At 50.5% G+C, this 12,261-nt stretch carries 13 protein-coding genes; 4 read left to right on the forward strand and 9 right to left on the reverse strand.

Annotated features, from left to right (window positions below; all coding sequences use genetic code 11):
• The 4 genes from MRY86_RS05080 to MRY86_RS05095 all read left to right on the forward strand — a co-directional run bounded on the left by MRY86_RS05080 (position 1) and on the right by MRY86_RS05095 (position 2,253).
• Positions 1–624, forward strand: a complete 624-nt coding sequence (locus tag MRY86_RS05080) for a HupE/UreJ family protein (protein ID WP_293563034.1) — start codon at positions 1–3, stop codon at positions 622–624.
• A complete protein-coding gene (locus MRY86_RS05085; protein WP_293563035.1) occupies positions 621–1,133 on the forward strand; it encodes a DUF6702 family protein in 513 nt (170 codons plus the stop codon). Before MRY86_RS05080 ends, MRY86_RS05085 begins: the two co-directional genes overlap by 4 nt.
• Positions 1,130–1,441, forward strand: a complete 312-nt coding sequence (locus MRY86_RS05090; protein ID WP_293563036.1) for a GNAT family N-acetyltransferase — start codon at positions 1,130–1,132, stop codon at positions 1,439–1,441. Before MRY86_RS05085 ends, MRY86_RS05090 begins: the two co-directional genes overlap by 4 nt.
• Before the next feature lie 68 nt (positions 1,442–1,509).
• On the forward strand, positions 1,510–2,253 hold the full coding sequence (locus MRY86_RS05095) for an NAD(P)H-hydrate epimerase (RefSeq protein ID WP_293571043.1): 744 nt from the start codon (positions 1,510–1,512) through the stop codon (positions 2,251–2,253).
• Between the two features lie 112 nt (positions 2,254–2,365).
• On the opposite strand, the gene csgH (MRY86_RS05100) is transcribed toward MRY86_RS05095, so the two are convergent.
• From csgH (MRY86_RS05100) to MRY86_RS05140, 9 genes are all read right to left on the reverse strand, one after another.
• On the reverse strand, positions 2,366–2,821 hold the full coding sequence (gene csgH, locus MRY86_RS05100; protein WP_293566557.1) for a curli-like amyloid fiber formation chaperone CsgH: 456 nt from the start codon (positions 2,819–2,821) through the stop codon (positions 2,366–2,368).
• A gap of 199 nt (positions 2,822–3,020) precedes the next feature.
• On the reverse strand, positions 3,021–4,343 hold the full coding sequence (locus MRY86_RS05105) for a hypothetical protein (protein WP_293566558.1): 1,323 nt from the start codon (positions 4,341–4,343) through the stop codon (positions 3,021–3,023).
• Between the two features lie 589 nt (positions 4,344–4,932).
• Complete coding sequence (locus tag MRY86_RS05110) at positions 4,933–6,441, reverse strand: carboxypeptidase regulatory-like domain-containing protein (RefSeq protein WP_293566559.1); 1,509 nt, start codon at positions 6,439–6,441, stop codon at positions 4,933–4,935.
• A gap of 12 nt (positions 6,442–6,453) precedes the next feature.
• Positions 6,454–7,836, reverse strand: a complete 1,383-nt coding sequence (locus MRY86_RS05115; protein WP_293566560.1) for a CsgG/HfaB family protein — start codon at positions 7,834–7,836, stop codon at positions 6,454–6,456.
• Between the two features lie 190 nt (positions 7,837–8,026).
• Complete coding sequence (locus MRY86_RS05120) at positions 8,027–8,467, reverse strand: curli production assembly/transport component CsgF (RefSeq protein ID WP_039723634.1); 441 nt, start codon at positions 8,465–8,467, stop codon at positions 8,027–8,029.
• 46 nt (positions 8,468–8,513) lie between these two features.
• On the reverse strand, positions 8,514–9,326 hold the full coding sequence (csgH, locus tag MRY86_RS05125; RefSeq protein WP_293566561.1) for a curli-like amyloid fiber formation chaperone CsgH: 813 nt from the start codon (positions 9,324–9,326) through the stop codon (positions 8,514–8,516).
• 16 nt (positions 9,327–9,342) lie between these two features.
• A complete protein-coding gene (locus tag MRY86_RS05130; RefSeq protein ID WP_293566562.1) occupies positions 9,343–9,918 on the reverse strand; it encodes a hypothetical protein in 576 nt (191 codons plus the stop codon).
• 68 nt (positions 9,919–9,986) lie between these two features.
• Complete coding sequence (locus MRY86_RS05135) at positions 9,987–10,778, reverse strand: hypothetical protein (protein WP_293566563.1); 792 nt, start codon at positions 10,776–10,778, stop codon at positions 9,987–9,989.
• 165 nt (positions 10,779–10,943) lie between these two features.
• Positions 10,944–12,212 carry a hypothetical protein gene (locus MRY86_RS05140; RefSeq protein WP_293566564.1) on the reverse strand — a complete coding sequence of 423 codons (1,269 nt, stop codon included), beginning with the start codon at positions 12,210–12,212 and terminating at the stop codon, positions 10,944–10,946.
• Positions 12,213–12,261: the final 49 nt, after the last annotated feature.

Here is a 12,261-nt window from a genome sequence, read left to right on the forward strand (position 1 = left end):
ATGATGCTGCTGCATAATGCCTTCGCACAGGAGTTTGGGACCTACCTTCAGTTAGGCTTTACCCATATTTTGGACCTGCAAGGGTATGATCACATTCTGTTTATTGTAGCGCTCTGCGCACTGTATCGTTGGGAAGAATGGCGGAAGGTGCTGGTACTCGTGACTGCCTTCACTATTGGGCACAGCCTGACGCTGGCGCTGGCTGCGCTGGATGTCATCCGGGTACCGCAGGGCTGGATTGACCTGCTCATTCCAATTACGATTTTGCTGACAGCGGTGCATAACATCCGGAGAGGTACTGTTCAGGACAGTGGGCGGTTATTTGACCGCAGGCAGGTGTTCAATTACGGGGCGGCACTGGTTTTCGGGCTGATCCACGGGATGGGCTTCTCGAACTATTTCCGGTTTTTGCTTGGTGAGGAAAACAGCATCGTCAATCAGCTGCTGGCCTTCAACCTGGGGCTGGAAGGCGGGCAGTTGATTGTGGTGGGATTGTTTATGTTGTTGCTGTTGTTGTTCACCCGCGCTCTGCGTGCACCGCACCGGGAGTGGAACCTCGTGGTGTCAGGGGCGGCAGGCGGCATCGCCATTACCATCATCCTGGAGCTAATGGTAGCGGCATGAGGATGAGGCTGTTTTTGGCAGGCGTTTTGCTGATCGTGCTTTGCTGTAGCTGGCACCCGCTGAAGATGAGCTATACAGCAGTGAAATACGAGCCGGAGAGGCGTTGCCTTGAAGTGACCTTCCGGGTATTCCAGGATGATGTGGAAGCCGCTTTTCTGCGCAATTATGGCTACCGCTGCAATATTGTTCAGCAAGCGGAAGACCCGGAATTGCTCAGCTATTTGGAGGGCTACTTCGATCAGGTCTTCGATCTGTGGGCTGGCGGGGAAGAAATCTGCCTGGACTATCTGCGGATGCAGCCAGAGCAGCAAATGGGGCTGGTGCTTTATTTCAAAAGTGCTCCTTTGACCACCCAACAGCTGGATGTGTTAAAAATATATAATGCGATATTAGTCACCACATTTCCTCAGCAGGTCAATATGTTTTTCCTTGGCCTGGACGCTGACCGCCGCTACACCACCCAAATGGATGTAGAGGTACAGCAAGTCAGCATAAATTTTGAACAATGAAAATTGATCTTGCGCAGCACCCCGTGCAGCATAACCCTGAAAGGCGCCGGTTCGAGGTGAAAGTCGAAGAGAAAACCGCCGTGGCAGAGTATATCATGACGAGCCAGAAACTGATTCTGACCCATACCGAAGTGCCCCGTGGTCTGGAAGGCAATGGCATTGGTAGCCACCTTGCCGTAGCGGCCCTGACCTATGCTAAAGATAATGATTTAGTCGTGATGCCTCTTTGCCCCTACATGGCGGGTTATATCGCCCGGCATCCGGAGTGGAAAGCCATTCTGGCACCGGGTATCAATGTCAGTGAATAATGACCCCTTGATATTCCGGAAAAACTCCCGGAGAATACGTACTATTGCAACCGAAACGAATCCATTCCATGAGCAGTATACGCGTTTTTCGGGACGAGGTCCCCACTCTTGATGTCCCCCAAATGATAGAAGTCGACCGTTTGATGACGGAATTCTATGGCATTACTTTGTTGCAGATGATGGAGAACGCGGGGCGCTGCCTGGCGATTCTGGCTCGTGACCGCTTTTTAGATGGTATACCTGCGGGCAAGATGGTCGCGATACTGGTTGGAAAAGGGCACAATGGAGGGGGCGCTTTGGTCGCTGCCCGCCGGCTCATCAACTGGGGCGCAAAAGTACAGATATATTTAAGCCATCCTCCCGAAGAACTCAACAAGGCTACTTCACAGCAATATCAGACTTTATCTGCAATGGGTGCCTCCTTTCTTTCCGTTACAGATTTGCCTCAGCGTCTGGAAGGTGAGCTTATCATTGACGGGCTCATTGGCTACCGGTTGATGGGTGACCCACAGGGTATTATCAAAGCCTATATTGAATGGGCGAACCGGCAGGCTGCTCCTACGTTGGCGCTGGACACGCCTTCGGGCATAGAACTCACCGCCGGTATAGTTCATAACCCAGCCATCAAAGCGCGGGCTACCCTCACTTTGGCATTGCCGAAAAGAGGACTGTATCAGGAGGCTGTACAACGTTACCGGGGCGAATTATACCTGGGCGATATTTCAGTGCCGCGCGCATTGTATACCAATCCCGGGCTGGAGATCAAGGTGCCGGATTTATTTACGGAATCCGATGTGTTGCGGCTGCCTTAGTCCTGCCGCGAACGGATTACAGAGCTGCTGGAATAGAAAGCCCTGTCAAGCCTAACAGGGTTTGTTTATGTGAGCCCGGCTCCACCGAACTCCATACCCATTGCCCCTGTGCTTACGGGGTGTTTCTTTTTTCATCCGGGGCTGTTGAAGGCGCTTTTTCCACCGGGCTATCTTTCTCTGGGGTTTCCTCTCCTATGGTTTCGCTGGCCTGAGCGACCAGGTTTTCGCCTTCATAAATATCCAGTGTAGCTAGCATGTAGCTGCCTTCGTCGATGTTGATGGAAGTAACAGAAAGCTGCCGCTCGCCTTCCTGCCCCAGTTCGAATGTACCGCCCTGTTTGGAAGAGGACCGGTTTTGACGGGTATCTACCCGGAGCATGGTGAGCTGGTAGGAGAGGGACTGATCTTTACCGGAATTATTGGTGCAGTTTGCGGAGAGCTCAAGCTGGCCATCTTTTTTTGTGAGCTTTAAGGTGGCCAGGATATCTTCAGCTGCTGTTTGAGCAGTTGTAGTACTGCTGAGGAAAAGACCCATGAAGGCGAGGAATGCTGTAACCCTGAAATTCATAGCGGTAAATTTTTTGATTGCTTCTCTGTTGCGGACAGAAGGGTGAAAATAACGGCAAATAGTACTATTTGCTTCATGGTATCTGTGAAAGGGGCTAATTTATTTATTTAACCCAATGAGGGAGGACAACGATTAGTGGCTGCCCTCCTCACACTTTTTGCAGGGATAAAACTAAACGGTTTGAGCCCTGAGATTCAATTTAGTTCTGATTTACGGATGCTGCGTTGCCGCTACCCATCTGAGAGATGGTAGAAAGGTTGCCTGCACTGAGCTGGTTTACAGTAGCAGCGTTACTATCACCCATCGCATCATAGGTGCTGGTGTTGCCACCCATGTCCTGATTGATGAGTGCTGTGTTCAGATCCCCCTCGATACGGTTTTCGGTAATGTTGCCGTCACCATCCTGAGTGATGTCTACGTCGTTGGTGTTACCAATGATGAAAACACCGTCCTGAGCGAATAGGCCAGAGGAAGAAGCTGTGTTGTTGTTGCCATTTTGAGCAACATCTACCTCGTTTCCGTCAGAAGCTCCGCGGATGCTGCCTGAGATCAGGTTGTCATTGCCAGTCTGATCCAGATCAACGGTGTTGTTGTTCACCGTCCCACCAGCGCCTTGCAGGTCGAAAAACAGACTGTTATCGTTGCCTGCCTGGTCGACCGTCACTTTGTTGTCGCTACCCCAGAATTCCAGTACGGCGTTGTTGCCAGTACCGCCATTCTGATTGGCAGTTACTTCGTTGCGGTCGCCAGCAGTCATACGCTGAACGAAGCGCTGATCGCCTACTTGCTGATCCAGAACTGTACTGTTGTAATCACCGTCCTGAGCAACCTCAGCAGTGTTGGAGTCTCCCATTTGCTGAACATCAGTGCTGTTGCTGAAGCCGTTTTGAGCCATTATCGTCTCGTTGTCATCTCCATTCTGGAGAACTTTGGCTTCATTATCGTTACCTTCAACGGTGAAACCGGTAGTAGAGTACCAGTTGTAACCAACGAGGTTGTTGTCTCCAATCTGATCTACATCGATGCTGTTGTAGTCGCCATCGATATTACCAGTAGCATCGTTATTTTGACCATTTTGTACCAGGTCAATTTGGTTGCCATCAGCGCTTCCTGGGAAAGCAGACCCTACACGCCACCGGCTTTGGTTACCGCTGTATTGGCCGCCACCTACATTGCCATCGACGTCTGCATTGAATGTGTTGCCATCACCGCGAACCAAAAACTCTGTGCGGTGGCCATTACCATCTTGTGTAGTCGTTGCTTCATTTAAGTCTCCGCCCGTACCGTTGTACTTAGCGTTGTTGAAGTCACCAACTTGCGTTACAGAAATGATGTTGTCACTGGCATCATCACCAGCACCCGTCTTGACATGATCAATATCAGAAGTGTTGCTAAAACCTTGCTGGTCAACGGTGTTCTTGTTGTCATCACCCTGCACATCGATAGTAGAGTTGTTTGATTGAGCCATAGCCAGACTCACGCTCAATACCAGGGCAAATGCGGTTAAAAGTACCTTTTTCATTGTTCTAAGGTTTGTGTTAATTAGGTTTATTACAAAATGAGAATTTCCATAAATGAAGAAAATGGACGGGCTAGGCTTTCGTGTACAATTTCACACGAAACCCAGGCTCTTGTTGCTCCTTTGCTATCTAATAAGCGGTGCTCACCGTAAGTAGGCAAAGCATGTAAACCAACTTTGCCGAAGTGGCATAGCCTAAGCTGACAGTTGGCCGTCCAAAATTGGAAGTATGTAGAAGTGAGGGGGAGAGGGAGAAAAACTACCAATATATGAAGCAGCTTCTCTCCCTAAAATTTATAGTGTTGTTCGTAGTGTTTACGCTCTCAATTGTATAGTACAAAGCTACACTCCCCTGTCCTTATTATCCTGACGTATTATGCCACAATCCTGCCAAAACCAGGAACAAAGCCCTCTTTTCAGGTAAGGTGGCCGGGTCAACTGCTTGGATGCTCACTTCGGTGCTTCCAAATGAGGAAACGAGAAAGCCGTATAGCGCATTGGGACGATTTATACATGGGTGATGTTGTTCGTGCCCGGTGCGCTATACGAGTTTTGACCATAGTGCCTGATTTTGTAGCAGTTGCCCAAAATGTTATCTCATATCCACCATGGATGCATCCTCGAATAAAAAACGGCGCTCTGTGCCATCAAGCTTGACCGACATAATCGCGGAGGGGCCGACCCCATCATTGGGCGTACTGGTAAAGATGATTCTTCCTCCCGTTGCAGAATAACGGGCCTGAACATCGTTGGTGCCAGCAGCCTTTTGTCCTGACAAATTAAGTGTGCTGCCGGTACTAATGCTCCGAATGAAAATTTCAGCATCAATTAACCGCCCATTAGCATTTTGGCTTTCGCTGACATCATAAGTGTAGAGGACCGCCGTCCCGTCTACTGAAAACATGGGGTTGCCCAAAGTGCCTGGCTGATCGGCTAAGAGCATATTCATGGTACCGGCAGGGTTGATCAGGTAAAGTTCATCCTCGTAGTGGTTATTGCCCCTTACCCTTGCCACCACGTGGTTAGAGTGAGCGGTCCAGTCGAATCCGGTAAATGCCCTGCTCTGGGGTGCCTGAGCAAACAATTCCATCCCGGTACCATCGGCATTAATTTTGTAGGCCCGGTCAAAATTCATGAATAAAAGTTGCCCGCTATTGGGCGACCAGGCATAGTCAATCTGCTCTATGTCGTAGCTCATTACTGGAATCTCACCGGTGACCTGACGGACATTACTGCCATCCCGGTCCATGACAAACAAGTGCGGGGCTGTACCACTAAAAGAAAGGAAGGCCACTTTTTCCCGGTTGGGGCTCATCCGGGGTTTCCAGCAGTCCCCCATGCCGCTTGTCAGTTGGATCTCCTCTGTATTGCCTCCCTGGAAATCGCCGGTCTGCCCGGTAAAAACGTTCAGTTCTCCCGTGAGGCTGTCTGCCCGTACGTAGTGGTAGCGGTAATCAGGGAATATTTTGGTAGAGAATTTCCATACCGGACCAAACACGGGCTCCTGCTCTCCGTTATCAGCCCTGACCTGCCAAAAGTAGGTGGTACCGTAGTTGAGGTCTTCTAAGAGTACGGAAGTGTCGGTGGTCGCCTCCGCAATCACCCTGCCTTCCGGGTCGTGTTCTGAATAAAGGAGCACATCGTAGTAAATGGTGTCCTGGGTGGCATTGCCTGGCGACCAGGAAAGCGACAATCCTACCTCGAGCCCCTCCAGACCGTCCAGCGGCTGCGGTTCAATTGGAGCACTGAGGATATCGCTTTCCTCGGGCTGTGTAATCATCAGGATGGTAGATTGCCGGGTCCGGTCCGGCTCAATTTCTATATTTTGGAGACCTTCCCGGTATCCATCCGCTTTGATACGTATGGTGTAGTTGTCCGCTGCGAGAGAGTCAATAAAGAACCTGCCCTGCTCATCGGATATAAAAACATTAGTAGCTGGTACCGTTGTAATAACGGCCTCGGGTATGGGCTCGAAGGTTTCTTCATCGAGCAGGGTGCCTTCCAGCCGTCCGTAGGCATCGACCTCGATAGGGTCCTCCTGGCAAGCTGTAATAAAGCCCGCCAGGAACGCAATAATGAGAAGTGGATAAATGGACTTCATGGTTTTACCTGCTTATTTATTAATGAAAAACTTAACTCCTGCCCGAACCCGCCAAAGGAGGTCATTGTAGCGGCCCGAACTGATATCGTCCAGCTCATCGGTAAAGAGAAAATGATAATCAGCGCTGGCATCAAGCGCCATCCAGTCATTGATATAAAATTCCATACCGATGCCGGTATTGGCTTTCAGATAAGTTTGGCTTGCTCCGCCAGCCGAAAGGGTGTTGGTCTGGTCCAGGATCGCACCGGCTCCAAGCAAAAGGTAGGGGGAAAGCCGGTCACCGGGTAGTATATGAGTAATGAGGTTAAGATCACCGTAGAGTATGCGCTCTTTGTAGAGTTCGGAAGCCACTGCCAATTGACTGGTGCCAAGGTTGAGCTGGGCCTGGAAGCGGGGGGAGAGGGCAACCCCAAGCCCTACCTCGGCACCAGGCCTTAATCTCGACTGAGGGTAGTCGCCATCGTAAATCATCCCGCTGGCGGCAACAGTGATGGATGCGCTGGACTCCCGGTCGTAGAGGGTCCGGCCAAGCAGCTGTGTCTCCTGCATTTCCGCCCGCTCCTGCTTGAAAAGTGCGACTTGGCGGTTTGTGGCTTGCTGCTGCTCCGGGTCTGCGGCCCAAAGGCCATCGATCAGCCCTTCCATGATAAGTGCGTATACGGCTTTTTCTATCGCCTCTGTCACTGCCATTTCAGAGGGTTCGTTGTAGGTGAACCCGGTTTCGGCTTCCAGTAAGCGCTGAAAACGTACGAATCGGAAAAGGCCAGCGTCTACCGATTGGGACAAAATGGTTTTGGACGTATATACGGTCTTGAGGACTTTGCCGTTAGAGGTGGAAATAGCCCGTAGGTAAACGGTAACCCGGTCTTGCCGGTACTGCCCGGAAGCGCCAGCTCCAAAGTAACGCAGACCGGCTCCGCCAGTCACGATGTTGGCATCATAAGAAACGATGCCGCCTTCGAGAATAATACCGGCAAAGAGCAGGGGAGGGAGTACCGGGCCGCCATTGTTTTGTTCGTACTGTTGTCGGCTGGAGCGGATGATTTTACGCTCGTTGAGCAGATTGGCTACATTTTCCCGTTCGATGGGGACAAACCAGCCGGAATCGTCCATCGCTTTGATAAGGATGCTGGTACCACCCTGTGTGACCGCTGTAGACCAGTTGGCACCGATTTCGGCGGGCCGGTACTGCCCGGACTGGTCACGGAATTTGTACACTGCTGCGACAACCTTTTCTCTGGGCACAGGCAACCGCCGCAGGTCGTCCGTGATGGTCGTTTCTTCGCCCAGCCGGGCAGGTGAACTGCTCAGGGGCTGGTTCATATATGCCCCACAGCCACTGAGCAGGAGCACCAGGATTAGGCCGGGCAGCCAGGTTTTTAAAATGAAATTCATAGTGATTAGAGTTTGGAGAACCCTTGTGTTTGGAAAAAGCTTAGCCACCCATCTTGCCTATAGAGGAAGACAAAATATATCTTGCTTTCAGTTCATTAAGGCTAGGGCAGCCAAGCCATCCAAACTCTACCTTTCAGCCAAGGGCTTAGTTTTTATGAATGCCGGGGGGATTGTATTTTGCTTTTAGGGATTAGAAGTAGGGTACCGTGATTTGAGTCTGGCCTCCATTAGCGAAGTCGATGATCGTCACATTGAGCCCGTCCAGACCGGGGACTACTGTGATTTCGAAATCGCCGAGGTTGTAAGTGCCCTCTTCCAGCCCGAATTCACCAAACTGGCTGGTTACGAGTTGGCGGGAAATCTGACTGAGCAACTGACGGTTGAGGGTTTCCGTGAAGTTATCCAGTGAACTGCGGCTATTTGCCGTACTCCTCCGGTCGGCACTGTTCTCCAGAGCAGGGTCTGTTAATCCATTCTGGACATTAGCAGAATTGAGCATCCAGCTGTAGTTAAGGTAATTGCCGCCAAAGGCAGGGTTCTTGGGCTGGTAGGTGAAATCCTGCGCATGAAGGTTGGAATGCCCTGCCAGCAAAAGGAAGCTGAGCATGACGAAAAAAGAAAAGGGTTTCATGGTTTCAAAAATTTAGAGTTTGGAAATTATTCCGGCGCAGTGAGGCTTAATACAAGCCGCTGCCACTTTGGTCGCTGTCGAGGGCCTGCTCGACCTGCGCCTTTTGTACTACTTTTTGGTTGATGTAATTGGCCACTGCCTCGGCAAGCTCCCGGATTAGTTCAGATTTGGGGGGGAGCATTCTTGCAAAGACCTCTTCGCCATCAAGAATGACATTGACACGGGTGGACCGTCCCGGAGCGGGTTTTTCTTCAATGCGTATGATATAGCCCAGTTGCGTTTGGGGCTCCTGCCAGCTTTGATAGAAAGCCTCGTAAAACTCTTGCCCGGAGCGAGTGCGGGTCTCATCCACGATGAAGCCGCCACCGAGCTCTATATCCTGTCCGGCTGAACCGAACCCGTTTTGCGGGCCATTTTTTTTTAGATCCGGGGCAGTAGTAGGTGCTGTTTTGGGCGGGTTATTTTTTTGGGGTATCTCACCAATGACTTCTCTGGCCTGAGCGACGAGGTCTTCACCTTCATAAATATCCAGTGTGGCGAGTACGTAGCTGCCATCATCGATATTGACAGACGTGACAGACAGCCGTCGCTTGCCCTCATGGCCCAGTTCAAAAGCCCCACCCTGCTTGGAAGAGGACCGGTTCTGCCGGGTATCTACCCGGAGCATGGTGAGTTGGTAGGACAAGGACCGGTCCTGCCCGGAGTTATTGGTGCAGTGGGCGGAAAGCTCCAGCTGCCCATCTGTTTTCGTGACCTTTAGGGTGGCCAGGATGTCTTCCGTTTCTTCTGTTTGGGCAACGGCGGCGGTACTGAAAAAGAGTCCCAGGAAGACGAAAAGTGCGGTAATCCTGAAAGTCATAACTTAAGTTTTATAATTACTGCTCCCTACCTCCGTAGAAAGAGGAAAATTGGATTTGAATATTGGCGCCACCGGACTGCCGGACCACGAAAGGGTTCTGAGTGGCCGGTGTGAGGCCATCTTCGACCTGCTGCAGCTGATTGCCATTGCCCTGTTGCTCAACGATCATGTTGACGCCGTCGACTTCCGGCGTGAATCCTGCGGGCCCTGAGCGGTCGTAGAGGTTGTTATCACCCTGCTGGGCTACAATCATCCGGTTGCCATCACCACTGAATTCGCCAAGGTTTGCTTCGTTGTAAAGGCCCTGCTGTGTGATGAGGAGCTCATTAGCCTGCCCAGTGTTGGAAAAGTTGATGTTGTTGAAACTGCCTCGCTGCTGTAGGTTTAGGTTTTCTTCGGAAGTTTGCTGCTGCTGAATGAAGATGTTATTGTTGTCTCCCTCCTGAAGTACGCCGAGCCCTTCGGAAAGCCCCAGTTCATCCAGGTTGAGCCCATTGTCAAAAAGCGCCTGAGGGGTAGGTGCATTCACAGGCTGACTATAGCCGGTTATCCAGGCTGATGCGAAAGCGAGCAAAAAGATTAAGTTGCGCATGAGTTTGGAGTATTTGGTTTAAAAAAAGGCCCGTAGTGCAATGATTTCACACCACGGGCATCGTCATCTTATGGTGTAGGGCCTTGCCTGACAACGCAATTGTTGTTGTTCCCAAAAACCGCTACATTCGAGTTGTTGAATGCTCCGGTCTGTTGTACATCTACCATATTCATATTACCGAGAATGCCCACTTCGGAGGTGTTGAAGCTGCCGTTCTGCAAAATATTGATGGTATTGTCACTACCGATCATATTGATCGTTGACAAGTGCCCGGTACCGTCCTGGTCAATCATCGAGCGGTTGTCATTACCGAACAATTCAGTGATCAGGGAGGTATGCCCCAGGCCATCCTGCCGGACCTCGGCATAATTATTACTGCCGCCAACGTCCCCCAAGACAGAAAGGTGGTCGCTGCCGTTTTGGTAAATATGTGCATCATTGGCATCCCCCATCAGTTGTCCTACAACTGAGGCGTTGTTGTTGCCATTTTGGTAAACCGATGCGTAGTTTTGGTTACCGTTGATCTGTCCGATGAAGGAGTTGTTGTCCTCACCGATCTGATCTACGTAGGCTTCGTTTCCAGTGCCGGTTTGAAGGGTACTGGCTGCGTTTCGGGAGCCGTTTTGGTTGGTGCGGGCGGTATTGTTGGTGCCGTCCTGCACTACGATAGCTTCCCCTCCGAATGCATCACCAAGCCCGGCCATCCCCTGATTGATTTCAGCGGAGTTGCTGCCATTTTGGTCGACGCTTACTGTGTTCTCATCTCCCCTTGTATTTACCTCTGAGGTATTGGCTGTCTGAGACGAGCCGACACCGAAGGAGGCGATGAAAATAACAGCAAATAATACTATTTGCTTCATGGTATCTGAGTTTGGGGAATAAGTGAGTTGAATCTAATTTAACAGAGTATCCGTTGAACTAAAGTATAAGGATAGAGGAGAGTGGCTTTGCGCCACTCTCTTACTACCATGTACTATTAGTTCTTGGGTTTCTGGCTTTAGATCCCTCTCTAAAAGACGGCTCTATTAATTGTTGTTCTGCGTAACAGTCGTTGCGTTGCCGTTACCCATGATGCTATTCAAGCTGCTGTGGTCATTGCCGTCCTGAATGATATTTACGCCGTTCATGTCACCATCAATCATGACACCGTCACCAGCGAAAGTAGAAGCGCCAATATTGTTATTGTCACCGGTCTGTAGAAGATCAACGGTGTTGTTGTCGCTATCAAAGCCAAAGTAGCCAGAAATTGTGTTACCATTGCCATCCTGTGTAGCATCAACGCCGTTGTTGTCTACGCTGCCTCCAGGCGCAGGAGGTGTACCGCGGAGGTTCATGTAGAAATTGTTATCATCACCCATTTGATCAACGCTAACATCGTTGCCGTCGCCCCAGATTTCAGTGCGCGCCAGGTTGGAATTACCAGTCTGCATATTGCTCACAACGTTGCCATCACCGGAGCCGGTCTGCACTGCTTTGTTGAGATCGCCCATCTGGTCAATGGAACCAATGTTGCCATTTCCTTTCTGAGTAACTGATGCATCGTTGTCACTACCATCTTGTATGATACCGAAGTTCTGACTGAACGGACCAGTAGTAGTCGGGCCACCAACACGGTTGCCATTGCCTTCCTGGAGAACAGTAGCGCTGTTGTCGTCTCCCGTCTGATCTGTCTTAGCTAGGTTGTTATTACCAATCTGATCGATATCGACATCACTATAGGAAGAACCGGTTTGACGAGCAAATATGAGGTTGACATTGCCTACTTGGTCGAGGTAAGCTTCGTTCATGCTCACACCACCGGACTGCTGTAACTTACTTTCGTTAAGGTCACCAGTCTGGTTTTGAATACCCAAATTAGGGCCATTAAAAGCGCTAGCGGTGGCTACGTTATCGTTACCAGTTTGCGTCTGGCGGTGCTCGTTGCCATCAGCGAATCCAGGGCCTGCCTGAGGAGCGCCTGTATTAAAGTCGCGCTGTACATTGATGCTGGCGCTATTGCGGTCACCAGTTTGCGTTTGAACACCGAGGTTGTTGTTGCCATTCTGGTTAGTAAGCGCTGTGTTGTCAGCACCGGTCTGTGTAACGAAGGCGTCACTGAAGTTTGCCGTAGCCGGTCCACTAGTGTTACCAGCAACCTCACCTTGTGCAACAGTTGAACTGTTGTTAGAACCAGTTTGGTCTACTGTTTGCTTGTTAGAGTCACCGTTTACATCGATGGCCGACTTGTTAGCCTGAGCCAAAGCCAGGCTTACGCCCAATACAAGGGCAAATGCGGTTAAAATTACCTTTTTCATTGTTCTAAGGTTTGTGTTAATTAGGTTTATTAAAAATGATTGTTCACTT

Source organism: Phaeodactylibacter sp. (genome assembly GCF_022763345.1).
In the GTDB taxonomy this organism is placed as follows: Bacteria; Bacteroidota; Bacteroidia; order Chitinophagales; family Saprospiraceae; genus Phaeodactylibacter.

Excerpts from the sequence above, each read along its gene's own strand:
- MRY86_RS05080 (WP_293563034.1), top strand. The coding sequence starts at position 1 with ATGATGCTGCTGCATAATGCCTTCGCACAGGAGTTTGGGACCTACCTT.
- MRY86_RS05105 (WP_293566558.1), bottom strand. The coding sequence starts at position 4,343 with ATGAAAAAGGTACTTTTAACCGCATTTGCCCTGGTATTGAGCGTGAGT.
- MRY86_RS05135 (WP_293566563.1), bottom strand. The coding sequence starts at position 10,778 with ATGAAGCAAATAGTATTATTTGCTGTTATTTTCATCGCCTCCTTCGGT.
- csgH (WP_293566561.1), bottom strand. The coding sequence starts at position 9,326 with ATGACTTTCAGGATTACCGCACTTTTCGTCTTCCTGGGACTCTTTTTC.
- MRY86_RS05095 (WP_293571043.1), top strand. The coding sequence starts at position 1,510 with ATGAGCAGTATACGCGTTTTTCGGGACGAGGTCCCCACTCTTGATGTC.
- MRY86_RS05140 (WP_293566564.1), bottom strand. The coding sequence starts at position 12,212 with ATGAAAAAGGTAATTTTAACCGCATTTGCCCTTGTATTGGGCGTAAGC.
- MRY86_RS05130 (WP_293566562.1), bottom strand. The coding sequence starts at position 9,918 with ATGCGCAACTTAATCTTTTTGCTCGCTTTCGCATCAGCCTGGATAACC.
- MRY86_RS05110 (WP_293566559.1), bottom strand. The coding sequence starts at position 6,441 with ATGAAGTCCATTTATCCACTTCTCATTATTGCGTTCCTGGCGGGCTTT.
- csgH (WP_293566557.1), bottom strand. The coding sequence starts at position 2,821 with ATGAATTTCAGGGTTACAGCATTCCTCGCCTTCATGGGTCTTTTCCTC.
- MRY86_RS05085 (WP_293563035.1), top strand. The coding sequence starts at position 621 with ATGAGGATGAGGCTGTTTTTGGCAGGCGTTTTGCTGATCGTGCTTTGC.
- MRY86_RS05090 (WP_293563036.1), top strand. The coding sequence starts at position 1,130 with ATGAAAATTGATCTTGCGCAGCACCCCGTGCAGCATAACCCTGAAAGG.
- MRY86_RS05120 (WP_039723634.1), bottom strand. The coding sequence starts at position 8,467 with ATGAAACCCTTTTCTTTTTTCGTCATGCTCAGCTTCCTTTTGCTGGCA.
- MRY86_RS05115 (WP_293566560.1), bottom strand. The coding sequence starts at position 7,836 with ATGAATTTCATTTTAAAAACCTGGCTGCCCGGCCTAATCCTGGTGCTC.